Raw genomic sequence first — 23,742 nt, forward strand, 5'->3', positions numbered from 1 at the left:
CCTGGTCGGTATGATCAGAGCTTAGCGCCTGGTCCGAATTCTGGGGTCCACTTCAGCCAAACAGCATTCGCCAAGCCCCACTCACAGAAAATATAGTCTCCCCAGCTAGAATAGTGCTCACTAAGCCTTAAGCTTACATGCGCTCCCCATTCCCAAGGATCAATGGCAACTTCAGCCCCATGCCTGCGAAGGTGCGTGATGTACGAATATATAAATTTGCGATCATGCCCTGAGATAACGATCTTCTTCCCTGCAAGAGAACTTTCATTATCCTCATCTAGTTTGGTACTGATACTTTTTCTCAGGGAAGAGAAAGTAAACTCTTTTCCCACCTTGCTAGCCAACCCTTGAAGGATATCCTTAGATTTTTCTGCCAAGAATTCAAAATTCTCAATCAGGTGGGAGATTTCTGAAGGTTCATAAACAACAAAGGGATAATCTTCCCCCAAAAACTGCTTGTTGATATCAGAACCATAAACCACACAAGGCTTACCAAGTGCGGCTGTTTCAACCAGTTTTGTGGAAAGCTCAAGCGTAGAGTTCTCAAGCTGAGGGTCTCGATAGCACCAAACAAGATCCATTTTGGCCATCAAGGATATTGCGGCTTCTCTTGATAGGCTGTCATGCAGCTGAACAAATTCCTTTTCCAGCAAACGTCTTATTCTTTGGACGAATGCGGTGCCTTCTTTGCCTCTCCCGTGGATCTTTCCAGTTGCGATATGCAGTTTGATGTTACGCCCGAGAGCAACCTGCCTTTCTACTTCCTCGATTAACTCTTCCACACCCCACCTTGGCTGTACTTTCCCAGCATAGCCAATATGGATGACACCAGCCTTATTTTCCTCGTCGCTTTCGGAAATCTTAACTAGATTATCTGGTATAGATGGGGGGAGTTTAGCCCCATCCACTTCATATCCAACAATGTCTTCTATTTTTTTTTGTATTTCATCAGTTTGAAAAAGAACTGATCTTGCATTAAGAACGATTTCTTTGAGCTTTTCTACTTTAGCTTCGACCAAAGAAAAGCCCTGCTCTGTTACTTCATAGAAGTCAGTTAAATATGGGTAAAAAATCCCCGTAAACTCTTTTCTTTTTTGAATCTCATAGCCGAGATCAACTCCTCTGGTTATCAGAGCCGTAACCTGAGAACAGTGTGCATGTATTAATGAAAGGGCCTCTGCTGCGGCTTGCTGATCAAGGGGGGCATTAAATCCGATATCCCTAGGTTCAATTACAGTTAAATCATCGTGGCGCTCAATATTTGAAACAACTTTCGGGACCTTTACATTGTCTTTTAGAAGAAGAACTGTCGGCCTTGTCGAAGAAACGATATTGGTGACCGAAGTCAGCCAAATTGAAGAACCATCAAGCACGTTTGGGCTTACATCCCCATAAATGACCGCCTTAGCTTGCAGCGCCTTTTTTGCAGGAGCAGAATGCAGATAACCAAAAATATCTTCATGACGCTTTTTTGCATCCACTTCATCTGAAATGACTTTTACATCTTTTTCCAGTGAAGCTTTAAAACTATCCGTTTTTACATCACCCAAGTTGACAAAAGACAGCCCAACGCTAGCAATAGCATCAGAAACAGGTATATCAACTGAATTCTGTGAGCTATCTTCCCCTTGCTCAAAAACCGTTACATACCTGAACCACTTATAAGCTTCAGAGAAGTAGGCGGCTCCTTTTACGGGATCTACCTCTTGACCCTCACGATTAAAGCATCGAACCCTCAATATTACTTTTTTGTCCGCTATTTTAGGTTTTGATTCTGCACGGATTGATATTTTCTTCACCCCATCAACATTGACATGTGTCCATGGCGTTTTCTTTTTCTTCACCTCCTCTGACATCAAGCAGAAGTCTACATTGAGGTTGTCTGAAAAAGGCAACTGGACAGCTGGGCTAGTCGGTTTCGCGTCTACCGGCTTGGTTGGTTCTTTCGGCGCCGGCTTGGCAACGGGCTCACTCTTACCGCCCTGCTTCTCTACCTCCCCCTTCAACGCCTGTACCATCGGCCCGGTATGCGCGGAGAACAGCAGCTCGGTACTCGGCTTCGGCGCCGGCAGCTTCAGTGACACCTGAAGGGCTGTTGCAAGGCTTGTGGCATTGCCAGCCGCAAAGCTCACCACGCCATCAAATTTGTCGGCATACTCTACCAGTGGTGCCACGTCAGAGACGACCAGCCGCTTGCCATAAGCCAGTGCCTCGGCGGCCTTCATCGGCGGTACCAGTTCACACACAGGAAGATTTTTACGCGGGATCACCACCGCATGTAGCAGTGGGTAGTAGTTGGCCACTTGCTCGTGGAGCACGCGGCCAATCTGAATCAGCCAAGGTTCATCGACCAAGTTCGCCAGATGCTGGCTGGCTTGGGTGACAGGCTGGTCATCGCCCACCAGCAACAGCTTGAGTTTTTCGCCTTTTTGCACTAGTTCAGCGCAGGCATCGAGCAGCACATCTAGGCCTTCATAGGCGCTGAAGCTACCCACATAGCCCACTACCTTGTCGTCCTCTTGAATACCCAGCTGCTGTTTAAGTGATGGATCTGCCGACATGACCAGGGGCAGCTCACTGACACCATTAGGTATGATGTGGACTCTGGCCGGTGCCACATCACGTTTACTGAGCTCGTGCTTCATTGGCTCGTTCAGGGTAAATACCTTGTGCGCCTGGCGGGCGACAAAGCAGTCGCGCTGATATTCGGCCGTGTACGCCGGGCTGTTGGTGTAGCTTGGCTCGCGAGCTTCGCGTGAGAGTTCCCAGAAGCCGCGTACTTCGTTATAGAACGGCAGTCCCAGACGCTTGGCGGCGATCCAGGCCGGAAGGCCGACAACCCAGTTGCTACCCGCCAGCACCGACTGGGGCCGATAAACGCGGAATAATTCTATAAACCGCTCGACACTGGCCTCAAGGTGAGCACGCTCGTCCTTCGGCACTATACCCGCAGGCCATTGGCTATGGATATAACGTACGCCCTCAATAGTGACTTCCGGCGTAATATCCGCTTGGCCATTCAGCTCCCAGGGGCGGCCAGGGCGAACAAGACAAAGGACTTCACACCCTTGTGCATTTAGGGCCTGCGCAATGCCCTGTGTCCGAATGGCGTAGCCATTACTGGCATAACTCTGTCCATGACTGACGACATAGGCCACACGACCCGGTATCGGGAATGCCAAAGGAGTGTCGTCATGTTCGGCCAGGTGCGTCGCAAGCTTCAGGAGATCGTCCATTGAGCCCTTCTTTACTTTCTGCATAAATAGTGGAATCAACCTAACAAGCCAACGGCATCAATCACTACGGCTTTTGCCTTCACCGATTCCACCTTCTGGATAAACGGCTTGTGTTTGACCAGTACACAGATGACATCGGCTTGTACAAGAGCTTCATCAAGGCTGACCAATGAAACATTTGCGAAGTGAAGCCCCTTGGGCAGAGAGTCAATATTTGGCTCAACCACCTGGACCAGGCAGCCGAGCTCAGCGACTTTCTGAGCGATGCCCAAGGCCGGACTTTCACGCAGGTCATCAATATCTGGCTTGAAGGCAACGCCCAGGCAGGCCACCGTGAGGTCACGACGCGTCGCCCCCGGCTGGGCACGATGCAACTCTTCCAATGCCTGGCTAACTCGGTCAAGCACCCACTCTGGCTTGTGGTCATTCACCTCGCGCGCAGTGCGAATCAGGCGTGCCTGCTCAGGGCAGGCCGCCACGATGAACCAGGGGTCCACCGCAATGCAATGGCCACCGACACCTGCCCCAGGGGAAAGAATGTTGACGCGCGGGTGGCGGTTGGCCAGCGAAATGAGATCCCAGACATTGATTTCCAGCTCGTGGGCAATTAATGAGAGCTCATTGGCGAAGGCGATATTTACATCACGGAAGCTGTTTTCCGTCAGTTTTGCCATCTCGGCAGTGCGTGCAGTCGTCGGCAGACACTCACCCTCCACGACAATCTTGTAGAGCGCACAGGCGACTTCGGCACACTTGGGAGTCATACCACCAATCACGCGATCATTCTCTACCAGTTCACGCACGACATGCCCCGGTAGCACACGCTCAGGGCAATGCGCGATACGGATATCTGATGCCTCTCCGTGCGTTTGGGGGAAGGTGAGGTCCGGACGTGCTTCAGCCAGCCAGGCGGCCATGTGTTCCGTAGTACCTACCGGGCTTGTCGATTCCAGCACCACAAGGTTGCCAGGGACCAGTACCTTGGCGATTGCCTCACAGGCAGACCGGATATATCGAAGGTCTGCCTTGTGATTTTGACCATTCTCGTCAGTGTGGAAAGGAGTGGGCACTGCCACCATGAAAGCGTCAGCAGGCTCTGGCTGGGTGGTGGCACGCAGATAGCCCTCCTTGACTGCGGCGTGCACCACCATATCCAGTTCTGGCTCAATGATATGTATCTTGCCCTGATTGATGGTATCGACGGCCCGCTGATCGATGTCCACCCCAATTACCTTCTTGCGACGCGAAGCAAACACTGCGGCGGTAGGAAGGCCGATATAACCGAGACCAATCATCGAGATTGTATTGAATTCCATAGCGTTACCCTTGGAAAATATTATAAGGAAATAAATTAAAATTAGATTTCATAGGATTAGGGATAGACTTGACCTAAGCTTTTGTTAGTTCCGTCGCTACCAAAGCATTCAGAATACGCTGACAGGCCTTGCCATCACCATAGGGATTATGAGCATAACTCATGGCACGATACAAATCAGGCTGATTAAGCAGTTTGCTCAATTCCGAGGTAATCACATCCACACTCGTTCCCACCAGCTTGACAGTTCCCGCTTGAACAGCCTCCGGGCGCTCCGTCGTATTACGCATAACCAGCACAGGCTTGCCAAGTGATGGAGCTTCTTCTTGAATGCCACCTGAGTCTGTCAGGATAATATGTGCACGGTTCATCAAGTAGACAAAAGGGAGATAATCCTGAGGTTCAATCAGGGTGATATTGTCAATACCCGCTAGCAAGCGATTGACTGGCTCACGTACATTGGGATTGAGGTGAACAGGGTAAACAACCTGGACATCCGGATTTTCCTTGGCTGTTTCCACCAAGGCGCGGCAGATATTCTCGAAACCCTCACCAAAGCTCTCACGGCGATGGCCGGTGACCAGTACAAGCCGCTTGTCATCTTTCAGAAAATCAAAGTGCGCGCGTAATTCATTCCCTAGCGGGCCTTCTTCAAGCTTTTTCACCACCTCAAACAATGCATCAATGACCGTATTGCCGGTGACATGAATATTGTCTGGGTCAATATTTTCCTTTAGTAGATTTTGACGTGAGGTTTCCGTTGGCGCGAAATGTTTGGCTGCCAGCGCACCTGTCAACTTGCGATTCGCCTCTTCCGGCCAAGGCGAATACAAGTTACCTGTCCGCAACCCTGCCTCAACATGGCCAACCGGGATCTGCTGATAATAGGCTGCCAGGCTGGTGGCGAAGGTAGTTGCAGTGTCTCCGTGCACTAACACTATATCAGGCTTGAAATCTGCCAAGATATCCTTTAACCCTTGCAGTATACCGCAGGTTATGTCGTTGAGATCTTGGCCTGATTTCATCAGATTCAGATCATAGTCAGGTTCCAGCTCAAACAAGCTCAGCACCTGGTCCAGCATCTCACGGTGTTGTGCTGTCACACAGACTCTGGATTCAAAGCGTTCATCTTCCGCCAGCTGCAAGGCGAGCGGTGCCATCTTGATGGCCTCTGGTCGTGTGCCAAATACCGTAAGAACTTTCATTTCATGGCTCCAAGGGTGGATAGTTTTTGCAGCTAAGAGCTCGTCTATCAATTATTTTTGAGAAAGAATAAAATATTTCTCGAGTAATGACTGAGTTTCTTGTAGCTGTTTAGAGATTTTCTGAGCAGGTAAGCTTATCATACCACTGTTACTATATAATATTTCCTCTTCTCCATTATCAGCGAAAGTCATCTTACGTGAAGGGTTTATCGCTTGATCACAGAGTGACAAATTAACTTCAACAATTGAAACCCCATAGCGTGCAGCGACTTTCTGATACAACTCTCTCGCTTTATGAAAATCGCCTTGCTTGAAATAACGGGCAGCATTCTCAACGATTTCTTGCATGACAACTCCACAATTTTATTCTGCTCACAAGACCCAAACAGTATATTTAAATATCACCAGTTATTCGGCAAGGGCAGCCTACCTTCTATCTTGCCATAACGAAGGTAGTGCAACAAAGGATTCATGCCAGCCTGGACAACGTCAGGATTGGAGGTGAGATACCAGATAGTGTCAAATTGTGTGCTTGGATTTCTCCCCTCCCTAGCCCCTTCATTTAAATAGTGCTTGATAGGGTCCAGCCCTGTAGTAGCGACATCAGTATATTCAATAAGATACCAGTCTGCATCAAACAGGGATGATTTTAGCAAAGCGTTGTAATCTGCACTTTTCGTCTTTCTAGCCTTTCTACGTGACATGACTTGACTAGCGCTAGAGTACGCATCAAACAATTCAAGTACATGAGCTTTACGCTCTGATTCCTGTTCGCTCTGCAGAGCTCCTATCTTGCTGTTGAGCAAACGTATACGACCTTCCAATCTTTTGGAGGTAACCTTCTCATTGCGCAGTATGTCATCCAGCGATGCCAGGGCATGGCCAAATCCATCCAATTCTGCTTCATAAGCAAAGAGCAACTCACGAGTTTGTGCCAAAGTGTGCTTGTGCCGATTGGCTCGCGCGATAACTTTCTCGACACTCGCGCCCACCGGGGATGAAAGCGCCGCCACTGCCTCTATCCTATCTCTGGACCTTTGTCCTTTCTGGCTATCCTCGCAGTGTTTCTCAACCTCTTCAATATACAACTTCTGAAGCAACGTCACTTGATCAAACAGGGCCGTGTCGGCAGTGCCCAGCGAATCTTCCATTTCACTCTCCTGCGCGATTTTCATTACACTCCTCGAAGAGAACTATACTCGCTACTAAAGCCCCTATCTTTGCTCTAGTATTTAATATCATGCACTTAACTTATTGCGGACTTTTTTATTCAATAAAGCATTCGTATCAATCACGATGGTCTCGAATTATCATCAGCAGCATAGTGAATATAAAACCAACGAACAGCATAAAGATAGAAAAGAGAGCCAGGTTGTACAGACGCTCCGGCTTTTCAGAGTACTCAGGTAAGATAGGGCTTTGCAGAATACTCACTTGCTTGAGCTTGCGTGCGGCTTCTATTCGCGTATTTTCAAGCGCAGCTAATGCATTGGAATAAGTCTGCTTGGCAAAATCTGCACGGAGCTGCAAGGTCTCATATTGACTTGAAACACTATTGAGTGCGTTGCCGGATTGACGTGCGAGGCGCTCTTTCTCGAGATCTATCTGCTTTTCCAGGGCCTTTATTTCACTATCAATACGCACCATCTCGCTGGAGCGCTTACTCTGATAGCTAGCCAGGGCACTCATGCGCGCCTTATAGGTTGCCAGCTGGGCTTCCAGTGAAGATACCACCGTATTTAGGCTTTCAACTGTTTGAGTAGGAGAGACCAAGCCATTTTCATTCTGATAGTCCAATAGTCGCTGGCGGGCCTTTTCGAAGCTCTCTTCCAGTAGGCTCACCTGCTTACCTAGAAACTTGACTTGCTCTTCTGCCAAGCGCTGCCCCATCTGATTCATGTGACGCTCGCCTTCATCGAGCAAAAACTGAGCTAGTTTCTGGGCAAACTCTGGCGTCCAAGCTTGAACTTCAATTTTCAATACGCCCGAATATTCATCCATCTCAACCAAAACCCGCTTGAGGTAATATTTATGCAATTCCTCTATGGGAGCGGCTTCATCATGCAAACGAGCAATAATATCGCCGTGCTGACTATAGTGCTTTCGAAAATTCAGTTCTTCCTGAGCCTTCTTGAGCATATCGACGCTCAAGAGATATTCCCGTAATAGAAGCAAATCACTATCTGTCTGTCCTCCAGTCAACAGAGAGCCAAAGCTCACATCACTGGCCGTATTGATCTGCGGGCTTTCCAATACTACTGTCGCCTTCGATACATAGCGGTCTTCTGCCCACACCGTCCAGTAAAAGCCTACGAGCAGTATCGACAACAGCACAATCGCCCATTGTGGGTAACGTTTTATAAATACTGTCATGTAAAATCTCATCAAATATCGGTTATTAGAGCCTGCTAACGGTACTTAAACGGCCGGCTTGATACCACCCGCCAATATTGTGTATTTCTTAGTACTGTTTTTTCTTTGCATCGCTATCGATATGGTAGGTGCTGATAGCCTCGTTGATATCATCAAACCAATGAGCTTGGCCGTTTTTTAGATAGATACCTGCTTGACACAGCTCTTCAAGTATACCCTCAGAGTGAGAGACCATAATCAGGCTTGCCTTTCCCACCTTGTCCTTGAAGGCCCTTGAAGCCTTGATCTTGAAGGCCCTATCACCTACAGAAGTGGCTTCGTCAGAAAGATAGACATCAAAGTCAAATGCCAGAGACAAACCAAAGTTAAGCCGTGAGCGCATGCCGGACGAGTAGGTACGAATCGGCTCGTCAAATGCGGACCCTATTTCAGCAAACTCCTGAACTCTTTGAATAATTGTTTTCACATCATATTGATTGCCATGCATCCGAGCGACGAACTTAGTGTTCTGGCGGCCTGTCATACTGCTCTGTAACCCAGCAGCGAGCCCGATAGGCCAAGAAACGCGTGAATGGCGTATGACTCTCCCCTTTTGAGGGGTATCCATGCCGGCAATCAAGCGCAACAACGTCGACTTACCGGCGCCGTTGCCCCCCAATAAACCTACACTGACACCTGTGGGGATGGTCAGATTGATATCCTTCAATACCCATTGGTCTTCAGCCTGACTATAGTGTGATTGATAGAAGCGTTTGGAGAGATTCTGAATTTCAATCATTGGCTTTTAAGGCGCTCCTTGAAACGAACATGCATCAATAGCCCTAGCGCCAAGGCTGAAAGTACCCAGCCCCAAAAATATTCCATATCCGTGCCATGTACGACCTGATATCCAGAGAAGAACCCATTCCGCATGTATTCAAGACCATGCACGATAGGGTTCCACATCAGGTATTCCAATATCGAATGCGGAAAATTATTCAATGGCATGATGACTCCGGAAAGAATCAACAACGGCAACGACAAGATATTGATAATCTTTCCTATCTCGGGTACCAGTGTACCGAGCACTGATGTCACAAGCCCAACGCCCAAGCCCAGCAACCAGAGAGATAACCAGCCAAAGATGGCTTGAAAGCCATTATCGGGCAGGAAGTCTGTACCGAGTAACTGACCACCAAGAACAAACAGAAGAAATATAAAGGTCCGAATCAGGCCATTCAACACATTGCGAACCAGGACACCATCTACTGGCTGTACCTGACGATAGGCAAATAGTGCCTTATTGGCATTGATGGCGCCCAGCCCCTGGATCATGCCTTCCCGCACCAAGAAGAATCCCATCAACCCTACGACCATCCAGGGAATGAAGGGCGCATTGACAATCAAACTATCTCCACGGATGGAGCTCCGAATACCAATCATGACAAGCAGAAAAGCTGCAGGCTCGGCAATCAGCCAGAACCAGCCCATGCGATCAGTCATGGTGCGCCCGATGGCTTCGCGCATGAACATGGCGAACCAGACACTACGCGTCACAGCCCAGGCGGAGCGGGCCTTGGGCCCGCTCTTCTTGTCGCCAGATGGGCGTTCAGTTGGCGTGTTCATCTCACCGTTCATGTCATCGTTCATGTCACTAGCCATGATCAGAGGTCTATCGCGACTTTGGTGGCGACCGCGACCTGATAAAGAATCTGCGTGATGCTGGTGGCCAGTTGCAGGTTCTTGGTCGGCGGTTCTGGCAGTACCAGGATCTGATCACCCGAGCGCAGCTCGACTTCCTCGGCACGACGCACGGCACCATTCTGACGTACCACCAGGATCTGGTCTTCATCCGCGTGCTGAGTGAAGCCACCTGCGCTGTTGATATAGTCCATCACCGTCATGCCCTGGGTGTAGACCATGGCCTGAGGCACCACGACTTCGCCACTGATCAGCAGGGAATCACTGATTTCCGGAATGGTGATGACATCGCCATCCTGCAGGCGTACATCGGCGATGTTGCCGTCTTCACGTGCCACGACCAGTCGCCCGGTCGGCTCTTCCTTCTTCGCCTGCTCGACGAACTTCTCGATCATCTCGGCTTCCTGTACACGAAGCTCGGATTCTTCAGTGGTCGAGGAAGACGCGCCGAGATAGGTGGCCTGAAGACGCTTGAGGCTATCCTGCAGTGCCTGCGCCTGCTGTTCCTTGACGCTTTCACGACGGATGGAAACGCTCTGGTAATCGGTCAGTCCTTTCGGCACCCCGACGGCATTGAGCAATTCCCCCAGGTGGGCATCGCGCGGCAGTGCATAACGCGACGGGCCATAGAAGCTGCCTTCCAGCTGCACGACGATGGTCTCGTCACGCTGGTCGGCACTGAACAGCACTTCATCCCCTGCACGCACATCAGCGCCGCGGAATTCCGTCACCGGCAGATAGCGCGAGATGGGGCCGTCCGGACGAGAGCCCCGCAGCAGCACGTGAGAGACACCCGACTTGAGGCGCGCCAGGTTCAGGACGTCTTCGCCACTCAGGCGCGAGTCGGTGAGTTCATAGCGGTAATCACGCTCGACATCCCCGACCACGCTGATCGCCGGGCCACGTTCCTCGACGACGACGGTATCGCCATCGCGGAACTGCGGACGAGCGATCTCACCATTGATCAGGAAATCATACAGATCGACCGTATTGATGACGCGGCCATTGCGCTTGATCTTGATCTTGCGGTAGCTGCCCAGTGCCTGGTCGATGCCGCCGGCCTGATCGAGGAAATACAGCATGGAATCATTCGGGGTACCGGCGTAGCGGCCCGGATTCTTGACATACCCGGTGACGAAGACACCCACCGGCTGCACGCCCTGCAGGTTGGTGTAGACGCTGACGTTCTCGGGATACACCTCTTGAATGGCGCTGCGTACCTTGCCATCCAGCTGGGCATTGGTGGTGCCCTGCACCTTCACCGGACCGATGCCCGGCAGGAAGATGTTGCCCTGCGCATCGACAGGCAGCACGGACTCCATCTCGACCCCACCCCAGACACGCAGGGTGATCTGGTCACCCGGCTTGATGGTGTAGCTGCTGTTGAGGCCATCGGCCATCATGCCGCGGAAACCACCGGTAAAGAGGTTTTCGCCGAACGGCGGCAGGGAATCAGGGTCGGTCTGCGCACGGGAGGTCAGCGGCCCGTAGGTTCCGCTGCGCCAATCGGCACGCGCCTTGTCTTCTACACTATCCGTCTTTTGCGGGATGCTGGAGGCCTGGTCATTGCTGGACAGGATGGAACCACTGTCCAGGCCGGCTGCCATGGCAGGGCTGGCGTTCAGGCACGCTACCGCCACCAGGCACCCGGCCTGGAGCAAGAATCTGGAAATTGTCATCGGGCTAGGCCCCTCGTAGTGCAAAGAAAATCGTGCAAAAAATAGTGCAGCGTCGGTCAGGAATGACAGTGCCGGTCACACTAGCCTGCTTCCTGCAATCGTCGTTTCACGCCAAGCCAGGTGCGGGCCTTTCAGCGAGAAAGGTGCCGAGAAGTTGCTGAGAAGTTATCGAAAAGCTCCTCAGCGGGCCTCTTCCAGCAGGCCGGTCACCAACCGCTGGGTCACCCAGGTGCCTTCACCGGCCTTGCCGTCATTGCTGGTCCGGCACGCCAGCTCCTTGCTGGACAGATCACGCTGATTGGAGACCGTCAGCTCACGACAGATACGTCCGCTGGCCGCGAAGTAGCGCTCATGGGCGACCACTTCGACATTGCTGCCCCAGGGGCTGGTCGGCACGGCAATCACGCTGCCGGGGGCCGCGCTGTCGAGAAATGACGAGACATCCGCCGGCAGCGACGCAGCGCCGGTCAGGTTGGCCAGGTTGGTGCTGCCGGCACCGGTGGATTCCGGATAGGAGGTCGCGCAACCGGTGATGGCCAGTGCCAGGCCTGCTACTGCCGCGAGACGCACGACATGCGGCAAGCGCTGTTTGAATCGGGATAAAGTCATATGTGAGTCCTGAAACGGCAAACGCCCCCGCCTTGCGGCGAGGGCTGATCGGCGTGAATGCATCAGCCGATGACGTTGTAGTGCTTGAGCTGATTGACCAGCTTGAGTGCGGTCTGCTCGAGGCTCAGTTCACCCGTGTTGATCTCGATTTCCGGGTTCTCCGGCGCTTCATACGGCGAGCTGATGCCGGTGAAATCGCTGATCTCTCCGGCACGCGCCTTGCGGTACAGGCCCTTGGGATCGCGCTCTTCGCAGACGCTGATCGGCGTGTTGACGAAGACTTCGATGAACTCGTCAGTGCCGACCATGTCGCGCACGGTCTGGCGATCGGCCTGGAACGGCGAGATGAAGCTGACCAGGGTGATCATGCCGGCATCGACCATCAGCTTGGCGACTTCGCCGACACGACGGATGTTCTCGGCGCGGTCGTCTTCGCTGAAGCCCAGATCCCCACACAGGCCGTGACGCACGTTGTCGCCGTCCAGCAGGTAGGTGTTGTAGCCCATGGCGAACAGCTGACGCTCCAGCGCATTGGCGGCGGTGGACTTGCCGGCACCGGACAGACCGGTGAACCAGATGATGCACGGCTTCTGCTTGTTGCGATCGGCGCGGCGCTGCTTGGTGACTGCCATGTCGTGCCACACGATGTTGCTGGCACTCAGGGTCTCCTTGACCATGCCCGCACCGATGGTGATGTTGGACAGACGATCAATGAACACGAAGCTGCCGGTATGCGGCGAGCGCTGGTAGCTGTCCATGGCCAGCGGCTGGGTCAGTTCGACCTGCACGCGAGCGATGCCGTTGAGCGGGATGTTCTCCGCTTCGTTACGCGCCATGGTGTTGACGTCGGTCTGGTGGATGATGCGACCGACGCGACCGATGACACTGGACGTGCCGAGCTTGAGCTCGTATTCCTTGCCGACGATCAACGGGTCCTCATGCATCCACACCACGTCAGCGGTGAAGGCGGTGCACGGTTCCAGATCGGAATCTTCGGCGACGATCATGTCGCCACGCGAGATATCGATCTCATCGGTCAGGGTCAGCGTGACGGCCTGCCCCGGCCAGGCGATGTCGAGATCGCCATCGAAGGTGACGATACGCTCGACGGTGGAGGTGCTGCCGGACGGGAGAACCTTGATCTGCTGACCCGGTGAGACGGTACCGGCGGCCAGGGTGCCGCAGTAGCCACGGAAGTTGAGGTTCGGGCGGTTGACGTACTGCACCGGGAAGCGCAGGTCGGTCAGGTTGCTGTCCTCGGTGACATCGACGGTCTCGAGTATGTCCATCAGCGGACGCGCCTCGTAGGCGGCGGCATCGTCGTACCACGGGGTGTGCTCGCTGATGGAGACGACGTTGTCGCCTTCCAGCGCGGACAGCGGCACGAAGCGGATATCCGGGACTTCCAGGTCCTTGGCGAACTCCTTGTAGTCCGCGACGATCTCGTCGAAGCGCTCCTGGGAGTAGTCGACGATATCCATCTTGTTGACCGCGACCACCAGGTGCTGAATGCCCAGCAGCGAACAGATGTAGCTGTGACGACGGGTCTGGGTCTGCACGCCATAGCGCGCATCGATCAGGATGATCGCCAGGCTTGCGGTGGACGCCCCGGTCGCCATGTTGCGGGTGTACTGCTCGTGCCCCGGGGTATCGGCGATGATGAACTTGCGCTTGTCGGTCGAGAAGTAGCGGTAGGCGACATCGATGGTGATGCCCTGTTCACGCTCGGACTGCAGGCCATCGACCAGCAGCGCCAGATCGACCTTGCCGGTGGTACCGCTCTTCTTGGAATCGCGGGTGATGGCGGCCAGCTGATCTTCATAGATCATCTTGGAATCGTGAAGCAGACGACCGATCAGGGTCGACTTGCCGTCATCCACGCTGCCGCAGGTGATGAAACGCAGCAGGTCTTTCTGCTCGTGTTCCTTGAGATAGGCTTCGATGTTTTCCGCGATCATCGTTGACTGGTGTGCCACTGTCATTCTCCCTGAACGAGGCTTGTCCGGCGCGAGCGTCTTGTGGCGTATGAGGCGCGACGTGCGACGCTTCCAGCGCTTGGGACATCCCTCGTCCTGTCAATTTGTAGAGTCCTGCATGCCTTGAGGCGCGTCATGGCCCTTACAGGCCAGTTGAAGCAATTTCTGGGGGTGAATCCTAGAAATAACCTTCGCGCTTCTTCTTCTCCATGGAGCCTGCCTGGTCGTGATCGATGGCACGCCCGGAGCGCTCGCTGGTACGTGTCAGCAGCATTTCCTGGATGATTTCCGGCAGGGTCGCGGCGGTGGATTCCACAGCGCCGGTCAGCGGGTAGCAGCCCAGGGTACGGAAACGCACGGATTTCATTTCCGGCACTTCGCCTTCTGCCAGCGGCAGACGGTCGTCATCGACCATGATGTCGAGGCCGTCACGCTTCAGCACCGGACGCACGGCGGAGTAGTACAGCGGCACGATCTTGATGGACTCGAGATAGATGTACTGCCAGATGTCCAGCTCGGTCCAGTTGGAGAGCGGGAAGACGCGGATGGACTCGCCCTTGTTGATCTTGGAGTTGTAGATGTTCCACAGCTCTGGACGCTGGTTCTTGGGGTCCCAGCGGTGGTACTGATCGCGGAAGGAGTAGACGCGCTCCTTGGCTCGAGAGGCTTCCTCGTCACGACGTGCGCCACCGAAGGCGGCATCGAAGCCGTGCTTGTCGAGTGCCTGCTTGAGACCGGCGGTCTTCATGATGTCGGTGTACTTGGCACTGCCGTGATCGAACGGGTTGATACCCGCCGCGACGCCTTCCTGGTTGATGTGCTCGATCAATTCCATGCCGACTTCCGCGGCCATCTCGTCGCGGAACTTGATCATTTCCTGGAATTTCCAGGTGGTGTTGACGTGCATCAACGGGAACGGCGGCACGCCCGGCGCAAAGGCCTTGCGCGCCAGATGCAGCATGACGGCGGAATCCTTGCCGATGGAATACAGCATGACCGGATTGGCAAATTCCGCTGCCACTTCACGGATGATGTGAATGGATTCGGCCTCAAGCTGCTTGAGGTGGGTCTGGCGTTCCGGTGTGATGCCGAGCTTGTCGGCCGTCGATGATGCAGTCATTACAGGTTCCTTGAGATCACTCTGCTAGTTGTCCTTATCCTCTCCGCACGCGCTGAGACACGACACTCGTTGCGAAGAGAACATAGTATCTTTGACACGAGACTGACATCGTCTGGCGTCAGTCCCGTGACGCTTGCCTACCCCCTGCCTTGCGCCTGGTTCATGCCCAGGGAGCGGCCGGCTTGGCACAGACGATGAAATAGGGGTTGAGCACGCTGTCATGATGGTTGTAACGCAGCGCCTGACGGGTCTCGGCATTCAGCACCTGACCACCCGCGGCTTCGACCACCGCATGCGCGGCACCGGTATCCCATTCACAGGTCGGGCCGAGGCGCGGGTAGAGGTCTGCCGCCCCTTCCGCCACCAGGCACAGCTTCAGTGAACTGCCCATGGCGACGATATCGCAGGCAGCGAAGTCGGCGACGAACGCCTTGAATTCTTCGGTCTGGTGAGAACGGCTACCGACGATGCGCCAGCTGTCGGTGCTGGTCGGCACGTCACTGACGGCGATGGCCTGACGCTCACCCTCGCCAACCTGCTTCTCGGCGATGGCGGCCTGGCCTCCCCCCTGCTGGGCACCGACGTAGAGCGTCTCGATGGCCGGCGCGTAGACGACGCCCATGGTCGGCACACCCTGCTCGATCAGCGCGATGTTGACGGTGAATTCGCCATTGCGCTTGATGAATTCCTTGGTGCCGTCCAGCGGGTCGACCAGCCAGTAACGCGTCCAGTCACTGCGCACGTCCCAGCTGATGTCCGCGTCTTCCTCGGACAGGATCGGTGTGGCGCCGAATTCGGCGTCCATGGCCTTCAGACCGTCGACGATGACGGCGTGCGCTGCGCGGTCTGCCGTGGTCAGCGGGGAATCATCCGACTTCATGTCAACCGTGAAGTCACCGCTCTCGTAGATCTCCATGATGGCAGCGCCCGCCTTGCGAGCAATGGCCTCCAGCGCATTCAACATGGCGCGTGTCGTGCTGTCGGTCATGCTCACTGTCGTATCCGTCATGTGCCTTCCTGTCAGTGTGAATTCGCCAGCCAGGCTGACGTTGTAAAGGGTAACGCTCGCCAGCGGCTGCCAGACGACGCAGAGCATGGCTCAGCCCGTGAATGGTCAGATCAACCCGTGAATGGCCAGATCAGCGGAATCAGAGCGACCGAGGTGACGCCGACGATGAGGCTCATCGGCAAACCGACCTTCATGTAATCGGACACCTTGTAGCCCCCCGGGCCCATCACCATCAGGTTGGTCTGATAGCCCAGCGGGGTGAGAAAACTGGCCGAGGCCGCGAACATGATGGCAATCGCATAAGGCATCAAGGAGACCCCCAACTGCTCGCTGACGGCCATGGCGATCGGAAACATCAACACGGCGGCGGCGTTGTTGGTGATGATCTCGGTAAATAGTGTCGTGGTGAGATAGACGAGTGCCAGCATCATCAGCGGCGAGCCGCCGCCCAGCTGCATGAGCTGGTCCGCCACCATCTGGGCCGCACCACTGTCGGTCATCGCCTGGCCCAGCCCCAAGGCAGCGGCAATGACGACCAGCACGCTGCCATCGATGCTGGCGCGCGCCTGCGAGGCCGGGAGGCAACCGGTGAAGACCATCAGAATGGCGGCCGCCACGGCCGCCTCGACCAGTTCGGCCATGCCCGCCAGGTGCGTGATGATCATCAGACTCATGATGGCGAGTGCGATGGGCGCCTTGGTGAGGTTGGGCATGCCATTGCCATCCAGCGTACTGACCAGCAGGAATTCGCGGTTATAGCGATGCAGGCGCGTGAAATCGGCAGCGGCTTCCAGCAACAGGGTGTCACCGGGGCGCAGCACGATGTCACCGACCTTGCTGTTGATGCGCTCACCATCACGTGACACGGCGAGAATCACGGATTGATAGCGAGTACGAAAGCGCGCTTCACGCACGTTCATGCCGACGACGGGGGAGCTAGGAGCGATGACGGCCTCGACCATACGACGCTGGTGGTGATCCAGGTCCAGGCCTGCGGCATCACTCTCCAGCCCGCGGAAAACACGTACTTCATGCGCGGTGTCCGCGACACCGACGAAGATGAGACGATCACCGGACTGGAGAATGGTGTCTGGGCCGACCATGGACAGCAGCTTGCCGGAACGTTCTATCTCGGCCAGATAACCGAATTGAAGACTACGCAGGCCCGCCTCCTCGATGCTCTTGTCATGCAGCGGCCCCTTGTCGGCCACTCGCATGGCCACGGAATACTCGCGACCATTGCCGAGCTGCTCGACCAGCCCCTTGCGCTGGGGCAGGAAACGCCAGCCGATCAGTACCATCCACAGGGTGCCGATGATCAGCACAGGCACGCCCAGTGCAGAGATATCAAAGATGCCGAGCCCGGGCAGATTGGCCTGGGACTGCAGCAGGCCGTCAACGACCAGATTGGTGCTGGTGCCGATCAGAGTGCAGGTACCGCCGAGAATGGCGGCATAGCTCATGGGCATCAGCAGACGCGAAGGCGAGATTTTCATGCGAGCGCACCAGCCCTGGACCAGGCCAATGAAGAGTGCGACGACGGGAGTATTGTTCAAGAACGCGCTGAGCAGCGAGGTGATCGGCATCAGGCGTGCCAATGCTGAAGAAGGCGAGCTGGGGCGCCCGAGCAGACGCTCGAGCATCCAGCGCAGCGCCCCGGTTTCCTGAACGCCGGCGGCGACCACGAAAAGCGCGCCGATGGTCATGATGCCCGGATTGGCGAACCCGGCAAGGAAGGTCGCCGGAGAAATGACACCCAGCAGTATCAACGACACGGCAGCGGCCATCATCAGCCACTCCGCCGGCCAACGATTCCAGACAAGCCCTGCCAACACTCCTACCGTCACCACCAGGGTGACAAAAGCATCCATGTGCTGCGCGATTTCCATCTACTAGCGTTCCCTTGGCGTCCTGCCGCTTCTTCTGGTCAAGCCCTGCGCTTCACGTTCATATGAAGCTCAAGCATTAATGAAAATGCATCGCAGAGCGTGGCACTTTAGCAGCAAAGCTATTACTGCTGAAGCATGCAGTGAAAAAGCTGACAAACAAAATAAAGCACAGGTTAATCATTTGCCTGCTACCAATATCGCGAGCAAAGACTTGATTGAATTCGTTCGTCACTTTGCGTACTTTCCCTATTTGCGGACTCTGAGTCAACGGTCTCACACGACAGTCTCACCAGGCGTGCTGAGCATCACGAGTAAGCAGTCACTTTTCTTATCTGAAACGGACACCCTGCATGCTGAAGGCGGCAATGAACCAAGGATGGGAGCTTCTCATGCGTGCTCTGCCCTGCGCCTCTCACGCTCGGCACGGATCAGAAGATGTCACGAATGACGCGACCTCTGGGGCATCGCTCTGTTTTTCTTCAGGTATTTATCGCCAACCACTTCTTGCCTGCTTCATGCCCGAGTTGCTGCCACTTACAAAAGGGCGTACACCCCTTTCGTGTCAGAACAATGACAACTCGCTCACCTTCAAGAATTTATCTTTCGCTGCCAGGCGACGCGCCCCGACAGGTACACTGAGCAAAAAAAATTTAGGAAAAGAACAACATCCAGCAGCGAGCGAGACTGATACTTTGTCAGAACTCGGGGCATCGAAAGGGATAAATACTGCGCCAGAATTCGTGGGTCAGACATCCTCGACAAACATCATGCGTGTCGTCGGTTGGGGACATAAACCGACGGCGAAGCGCGCGCGCCAATATGCGCTTGAACATGAATTGCCCTACGTTGCATTGGAGGATGGTTTCCTGCGTTCTCTGACCCTGGCAAGCGCCGGTTACCCTGGCATGGCGATGGTGGTCGATCACCAAGGCATCTATTACGATGCGCGCCAACCGAGCGATCTCGAGCAACTGATAAATGAAGCGCCGACGCGCCAGGCAGAGGCATTGCTGGCGCGCGCGCGCGCGGCTCTCGAAAGCCTGCGCATGCATCGCTTGAGCAAGTACAACCATGCACCAGAGCGCAAGCTTCCAGCCCGAAAGCCTGGCATGCAGCGACTTCTCATCGTGGATCAGACCGCCGAGGATGCGTCTGTCATGGGCGGCATGGCCAGCTTGGAGACTTTCCTTGCCATGCTGAGGGAGGCCTGTGCCATCGAGGGAGCCGAGGTGTGGGTCAAGGTGCATCCGGATGTGATCGCCGGCAAGAAGCGCGGCTATCTGCTGGAGGAGGCACGCAAGCTTGGCTGCACGCTGCTGAGCGACGACATCAACCCCTGGTGCCTGTTCGAACAGGTCGATGGCGTCCATGTCGTGACCAGCCAGCTTGGGTTCGAGGCCCTGATGGCAGGCCTGCCGGTGACCTGTCACGGCATGCCGTTCTATGCCGGGTGGGGCCTGACGGATGATCGCCAGCAATGTCCGCGCCGAGGGCAGTCACGCACGCTTGAGCAGGTGTTTGCCGCGGCCTATCTCGAATACAGCCGCTATGCCAATCCCTATACCCAGCAGGTCGCGACGCTCGAAGAGATCATCCAGCTGCTTGCAGACCAGAAGCGAATGGCTGCCAGGCTGGCAGGACACTGGATAGCGCCGGGGTACTCGCGCTGGAAGCGTAATTTCCTGCCCGGCTTCCTGGGGCCCTTGGCGCACTGCGACTTCGTCAAAAGCGATGCCATCGCACTGCAAAAGCTGCAAAAGACAGCTGGTGTCACCATCGCGCATGATCCGCAAGCGATGTCGCAGCGCGAACAACAGGCCCCACACCCTACCCGCGTGCTGAGCTGGGCGAGCCGAACAACAGCAGAGCTGGAAGCCTCCGTCATTGCACAAGGGGGCGCTCTGTGGCGAATCGAGGACGGTTTCTTGCGCTCAGTCGGCCTGGGGGTGGATCTCACGCGGCCACTTTCGTTGATCCTCGACCCGTTCGGCATGCATTTTGACGCCAGTCGCTCAAGCACACTGGAGCAGTGGTTGATGCATCATGATTTCACCGATGCCGAGTTAGGCCGCGCACGCCAATTACGCGAGCGCCTGATCACGCTGGGACTGAGCAAGTACAATTCGGAAGGTGATGAATTGCCGGACCTTCGCGCGATGGCCGAGGGCCGTGACGTGATATTGGTCGTCGGCCAGGTGGAGTCAGATGCCTCGATACGCCATGCGTGCCCCGGGATACGCACCAATCAAGCTTTGCTTGAGGCGGCGCGGACATTGCACCCTGAAAGCTACGTGATCTATAAACCGCATCCCGACGTTGTCACAGGGGGGCGTAGTGGCGAGGTGGCGACTGAAGGCGGGACGTACGATCTCGAATTGACCACCGGCAATATCAGTCGGTTATTTGAGCAAGTGGATCATGTACACACGCTCTGCTCGCTCGCGGGCTTTGAAGCCCTGATACGAGGTGTGCCCGTCACGACCCATGGCCTGCCCTTCTATGCTGGCTGGGGGCTGACTCATGACATTGTCGAGTGTCCAAGACGAACTCGGCACTTGAGTGTGGATGCCCTGGTGGCTGGCGCTCTGATCGAGTATCCCGTGTATGTGACCCCTGAGCACGGTCACTTATGCAATGCCGAGACAGTCGTCACGATCCTGGAACAACAACGTGACAAGCTTCGCAGAGGTACCTTGAAGCCAGCATTGCCTTGGAAAACCCGTCTTTATCGAGGCTATCGCGCCTTATTCATCGGGAAGCATTGAATCATGTTACATGGACGTCTGGCATTGCCTTTCACCGCTTCAGCTTCCGCCCTCATGCCCGTGGACGCTCGCGCGCAAGAGAGCCTTGGGGAACAAGGCCTCTCACCGACAACTTCCGTGGCTAGCGCGATCGAAAAACTGCGCCAGCTCAAGATGTCGGATGATGCCGTCCTGACACGACCGCCAGTTCAGCCCGACGTCTCGCGTGGTGCTGAATTGCACACTCCGGGGCAGCCACCCTCTGCTCACATCCGACCGGGAGGCGGCCGCCGGCGCGTCTTCATGTTGCTGCAGGGGGTGTGCTCGCCCTTCTTCCTGCATCTGGCGAAAAAGCTCAAGCAGGATGGCCATGAGGTCATCAAGGTCAACTTCAACAGCGGCGACAGCTTCTACTGGCGCCACGACAAGGCGTATGCCTATCGCGGCAAGCTCGAGGACCTCGGCGACTGGATCGCCGAACTCTGGCGCAAGCATCACGTCACCGATCAGGTGCTGTTCGGCGACCGACGCCCGGTACATCGTGATGCCGTGCTCAAGGCGGAATATCTCGGCATCCGTACCCACGTATTCGAGGAGGGCTACTTCCGTCCCTATTGGGTGACGCTGGAGCGCGAAGGCGTCAATGGCCACTCCCTGCTGCCACGCGACCCTGACTGGTTCCGTGAGGCAGGCAGACACCTCGAAGATGCCCCCACGCCGCAGCGTTTCAAGGCGCCTTTCAGTGAGCGCGCGCGCCATGACATCACCTACCACCTGGCGGGCGCGGCCAATCCGCTGCTGTTCCCGCGCTACCGCCCGCACAGCATTCACGCCGTGCAGGAATACGCGGGCTATGCGACACGACTGCCCTTGATGCGCTGGTACAAACGGCGTGACGCCAAGCGTATCGATCAGCTGATGGGCAGTGGCGCGCCCTACTACATGCTGCCGCTGCAGCTGAATACCGATACCCAGATACGCCACCACTCGCGCTTCGCCAACATGCAGGAAGTCATTCAGCGGGTGATGAAGAGCTTCGCCCTGAATGCGCCACGCGGGGCACGCCTGGTGATCAAGAACCATCCCCTCGACATGGGGCTGGTGGATTACCCGGGGCTGATTCGCTCATTGGAGCGCCGCTACGACCTGATCGGGCGTATCGTCTATCTGGAGAGCGGCAATCTGGAGAAGCTGCTGCAGCAGGCCAAGGGCATGATCACGGTCAACAGCACGACCGGCAACGTGGCACTGCAGTATCGCTGCCCGACCTTCTGCATGGGCGATCCGATCTTCAACTTGCCTGGCCTGACCTTCCAGGGCTCGCTGCACGATTTCTGGACCCAGGGCCAGCGCCCCGACACCACGCTCTTCCGACATTTCCGCAATACGGTGATTCATACCGTGCAGCTCAATGGCGGCTTCTACTGCAAGCCGGGCATGCAACTGGCCGTGTTGGGCGCGTCCAAGATACTGTGCGCCGAACGCTCGCCGCTGGAGAACATGCTGAGCCGCTGCTGAACATGCAAAAAGACTGCTGGACCACGCAACAACGGTGAGACACGCCAACGATGGCAGCCTCTCTCACCCGACCATAACGAGAAACGCAAGGGAACTGCCGACCTTCGGTGTCGGGATTCAAGGAGACCAAAGATGACGGCCATGCCCCCCCAGCAGCCAGAGCCTACCGACGCTGAACGCGACGCTGGCACTCACCGAGCGGATAGCCGGCCTGCAGAGAGCGACGCCAGTGCGAAAGCCGCCCAGGATGCCAGCCGCCTGCGACGCGTCCTGATCACCGGTGCCACGGGCGAGATCGGCGGCGCCCTGGCACGCGCCTACGCCGAGACGGGCACCACGCTGATTCTCACCGGCCGCAAGCAGCGCAAGCTCGATGCGATCGCCAACGACTGCCGCAAGCTGGGCGCCGAGGTGGAATGCACGGTACTCAACCTGTGTGATGAAGAGACCCTGTTCACCTGGCTGGATGAAGTCTGCGCGCGCGGCGTGCCGGACATCGCCATCGCCAATGCCGGCATGAACACCGATATCGGCCCCCAGGGCAACGGAGAGCGCTGGGAGGATTCACGCCGCCTGCTGCAGACCAATGTGATCGGCACGCTGGGCATGGCTCACCATCTGGCCATGGCGATGAAGCAGCGCGGCAGTGGTCAGCTGGTACTGCTCAGTTCCCTCGCGGCCTGGCATGGCCTGGCATTGACGCCCAGCTACAGCGGCAGCAAGGCGGCGGTCAAGGCGTATGGCGAAGGCCTGCGCAGCTGGCTCAAACCCCATGGCGTGGGTGTCACCGTCGTCATGCCCGGCTATGTCACCTCGCCGATGTGCGAGGCCATGCCGGGGCCCAAGCCCTTCGAGATGCCCCCCGAGAAGGCCGCACGCCGCATCCTCAAGGGGGCAGCGCGTAACCGGGCGCGTATCAGCTTCCCCTTCCCGCTCAACTTCGGGTGCTGGTGGTTGAGTGTCCTGCCCGCCGGAATCTCCCAGCGCCTGCTCGGGTGGTTCAATTACACTCATTGATCGGGGCTTGCGTCTTCGTGAACCGTGAACCTAAGCCGTGAACCGTGAGCCGGCCCGCCATGCGCAGCAGGCGATGGCTCAGCGTTTTTCCATTGTCATGACAATGAGTTAGCGTAATACCCCATCACCTGCCACTGGGGTACATCGTGCAGGATTGATAAGGAAGACAGTGGCGGGAACGCCATATCGACAGTTGAACACGCAGGAACGATCAGGATCTGGACACCAGAGCGCCTGAAAATACTGCGGCGAGGGGCCGACTTGTCACACCCCTGGCCGCCATGGATCTTGATCAGGGTCGAGTACTCGACCGGACACTACACAGCCCCTGCGACGGCAGAGGCTAACGAGGTCGGCATTACATGGAGTTTG

Annotated in this window: 17 protein-coding genes; 3 read left to right on the forward strand and 14 right to left on the reverse strand. The window is 55.8% G+C overall.

What is annotated here, in order from left to right:
* Nucleotides 1–14 precede the first annotated feature (14 nt).
* From QD208_RS14000 to QD208_RS14065, 14 genes are all read right to left on the reverse strand, one after another.
* Entirely contained in the window at nt 15–3,236 is a 3,222-nt protein-coding gene (locus tag QD208_RS14000) for a glycosyltransferase (RefSeq protein WP_279837169.1), read from the reverse strand.
* A gap of 35 nt (nt 3,237–3,271) precedes the next feature.
* A complete protein-coding gene (gene wecC / locus QD208_RS14005; RefSeq protein WP_279837171.1) occupies nt 3,272–4,552 on the reverse strand; it encodes a UDP-N-acetyl-D-mannosamine dehydrogenase in 1,281 nt (426 codons plus the stop codon).
* Nucleotides 4,553–4,625: 73 nt separating this feature from the next.
* The gene (gene wecB / locus QD208_RS14010) at nt 4,626–5,756 is read right to left on the reverse strand and encodes a UDP-N-acetylglucosamine 2-epimerase (non-hydrolyzing) (protein WP_279837172.1); all 1,131 of its coding nucleotides are present in this window, start codon (nt 5,754–5,756) and stop codon (nt 4,626–4,628) included.
* 51 nt (nt 5,757–5,807) lie between these two features.
* On the reverse strand, nt 5,808–6,104 hold the full coding sequence (locus QD208_RS14015; protein WP_279837173.1) for a hypothetical protein: 297 nt from the start codon (nt 6,102–6,104) through the stop codon (nt 5,808–5,810).
* A gap of 53 nt (nt 6,105–6,157) precedes the next feature.
* Entirely contained in the window at nt 6,158–6,907 is a 750-nt protein-coding gene (locus QD208_RS14020; RefSeq protein WP_279837174.1) for a hypothetical protein, read from the reverse strand.
* 136 nt (nt 6,908–7,043) lie between these two features.
* Complete coding sequence (locus QD208_RS14025; RefSeq protein ID WP_279837175.1) at nt 7,044–8,129, reverse strand: chain-length determining protein; 1,086 nt, start codon at nt 8,127–8,129, stop codon at nt 7,044–7,046.
* Between the two features lie 88 nt (nt 8,130–8,217).
* Nucleotides 8,218–8,907 carry an ABC transporter ATP-binding protein gene (locus QD208_RS14030; protein WP_279837176.1) on the reverse strand — a complete coding sequence of 230 codons (690 nt, stop codon included), beginning with the start codon at nt 8,905–8,907 and terminating at the stop codon, nt 8,218–8,220.
* On the reverse strand, nt 8,904–9,734 hold the full coding sequence (locus tag QD208_RS14035) for an ABC transporter permease (RefSeq protein WP_279837218.1): 831 nt from the start codon (nt 9,732–9,734) through the stop codon (nt 8,904–8,906). The genes QD208_RS14030 and QD208_RS14035 overlap by 4 nt, the downstream gene beginning before the upstream one ends.
* A gap of 38 nt (nt 9,735–9,772) precedes the next feature.
* On the reverse strand, nt 9,773–11,488 hold the full coding sequence (locus QD208_RS14040) for a polysaccharide biosynthesis/export family protein (protein ID WP_279837177.1): 1,716 nt from the start codon (nt 11,486–11,488) through the stop codon (nt 9,773–9,775).
* Nucleotides 11,489–11,668: 180 nt separating this feature from the next.
* A complete protein-coding gene (locus QD208_RS14045) occupies nt 11,669–12,097 on the reverse strand; it encodes a DVU3141 family protein (protein WP_279837178.1) in 429 nt (142 codons plus the stop codon).
* Nucleotides 12,098–12,159: 62 nt separating this feature from the next.
* Nucleotides 12,160–14,073 (reverse strand): sulfate adenylyltransferase subunit CysN, encoded by a 1,914-nt coding sequence (gene cysN / locus QD208_RS14050; RefSeq protein WP_279837179.1) that lies wholly within the window; start codon nt 14,071–14,073, stop codon nt 12,160–12,162.
* A 178-nt stretch (nt 14,074–14,251) separates the two neighbouring features.
* Nucleotides 14,252–15,193, reverse strand: a complete 942-nt coding sequence (gene cysD, locus QD208_RS14055; protein WP_279837180.1) for a sulfate adenylyltransferase subunit CysD — start codon at nt 15,191–15,193, stop codon at nt 14,252–14,254.
* A gap of 160 nt (nt 15,194–15,353) precedes the next feature.
* The gene (gene cysQ, locus QD208_RS14060) at nt 15,354–16,202 is read right to left on the reverse strand and encodes a 3'(2'),5'-bisphosphate nucleotidase CysQ (RefSeq protein WP_279837182.1); all 849 of its coding nucleotides are present in this window, start codon (nt 16,200–16,202) and stop codon (nt 15,354–15,356) included.
* 110 nt (nt 16,203–16,312) lie between these two features.
* On the reverse strand, nt 16,313–18,073 hold the full coding sequence (locus QD208_RS14065) for an SLC13 family permease (RefSeq protein ID WP_279837183.1): 1,761 nt from the start codon (nt 18,071–18,073) through the stop codon (nt 16,313–16,315).
* A gap of 368 nt (nt 18,074–18,441) precedes the next feature.
* Between QD208_RS14065 and QD208_RS14070 the strand changes: the two genes are divergently transcribed.
* The 3 genes from QD208_RS14070 (at nt 18,442) to QD208_RS14080 (ending at nt 23,370) form a co-directional block, all read left to right on the forward strand.
* Nucleotides 18,442–20,856: a capsular polysaccharide biosynthesis protein gene (locus tag QD208_RS14070; protein ID WP_279837184.1), complete on the forward strand. Its 2,415-nt coding sequence runs from the start codon at nt 18,442–18,444 to the stop codon at nt 20,854–20,856.
* Between the two features lie 282 nt (nt 20,857–21,138).
* Nucleotides 21,139–22,353 carry a capsular biosynthesis protein gene (locus tag QD208_RS14075; protein WP_279837185.1) on the forward strand — a complete coding sequence of 405 codons (1,215 nt, stop codon included), beginning with the start codon at nt 21,139–21,141 and terminating at the stop codon, nt 22,351–22,353.
* Between the two features lie 132 nt (nt 22,354–22,485).
* The gene (locus tag QD208_RS14080) at nt 22,486–23,370 is read left to right on the forward strand and encodes an SDR family NAD(P)-dependent oxidoreductase (protein ID WP_279837186.1); all 885 of its coding nucleotides are present in this window, start codon (nt 22,486–22,488) and stop codon (nt 23,368–23,370) included.
* Nucleotides 23,371–23,742 lie beyond the last annotated feature (372 nt).

Source organism: Cobetia sp. 29-18-1, assembly GCF_029846405.1.
Taxonomy (GTDB): domain Bacteria; phylum Pseudomonadota; class Gammaproteobacteria; order Pseudomonadales; family Halomonadaceae; genus Cobetia; species Cobetia amphilecti.

Coding starts and splice junctions, on each gene's coding strand:
- QD208_RS14000 (WP_279837169.1), bottom strand. CDS start 3,236: ATGGACGATCTCCTGAAGCTTGCGACGCACCTGGCCGAACATGACGAC.
- wecC (WP_279837171.1), bottom strand. CDS start 4,552: ATGGAATTCAATACAATCTCGATGATTGGTCTCGGTTATATCGGCCTT.
- wecB (WP_279837172.1), bottom strand. CDS start 5,756: ATGAAAGTTCTTACGGTATTTGGCACACGACCAGAGGCCATCAAGATG.
- QD208_RS14015 (WP_279837173.1), bottom strand. CDS start 6,104: ATGCAAGAAATCGTTGAGAATGCTGCCCGTTATTTCAAGCAAGGCGAT.
- QD208_RS14020 (WP_279837174.1), bottom strand. CDS start 6,907: ATGGAAGATTCGCTGGGCACTGCCGACACGGCCCTGTTTGATCAAGTG.
- QD208_RS14025 (WP_279837175.1), bottom strand. CDS start 8,129: ATGACAGTATTTATAAAACGTTACCCACAATGGGCGATTGTGCTGTTG.
- QD208_RS14030 (WP_279837176.1), bottom strand. CDS start 8,907: ATGATTGAAATTCAGAATCTCTCCAAACGCTTCTATCAATCACACTAT.
- QD208_RS14035 (WP_279837218.1), bottom strand. CDS start 9,734: ATGAACACGCCAACTGAACGCCCATCTGGCGACAAGAAGAGCGGGCCC.
- QD208_RS14040 (WP_279837177.1), bottom strand. CDS start 11,488: ATGACAATTTCCAGATTCTTGCTCCAGGCCGGGTGCCTGGTGGCGGTA.
- QD208_RS14045 (WP_279837178.1), bottom strand. CDS start 12,097: ATGACTTTATCCCGATTCAAACAGCGCTTGCCGCATGTCGTGCGTCTC.
- cysD (WP_279837180.1), bottom strand. CDS start 15,193: ATGACTGCATCATCGACGGCCGACAAGCTCGGCATCACACCGGAACGC.
- cysQ (WP_279837182.1), bottom strand. CDS start 16,202: ATGACGGATACGACAGTGAGCATGACCGACAGCACGACACGCGCCATG.
- QD208_RS14065 (WP_279837183.1), bottom strand. CDS start 18,073: ATGGATGCTTTTGTCACCCTGGTGGTGACGGTAGGAGTGTTGGCAGGG.
- QD208_RS14070 (WP_279837184.1), top strand. CDS start 18,442: ATGCTGAAGGCGGCAATGAACCAAGGATGGGAGCTTCTCATGCGTGCT.
- QD208_RS14075 (WP_279837185.1), top strand. CDS start 21,139: ATGTTGCTGCAGGGGGTGTGCTCGCCCTTCTTCCTGCATCTGGCGAAA.
- QD208_RS14080 (WP_279837186.1), top strand. CDS start 22,486: ATGACGGCCATGCCCCCCCAGCAGCCAGAGCCTACCGACGCTGAACGC.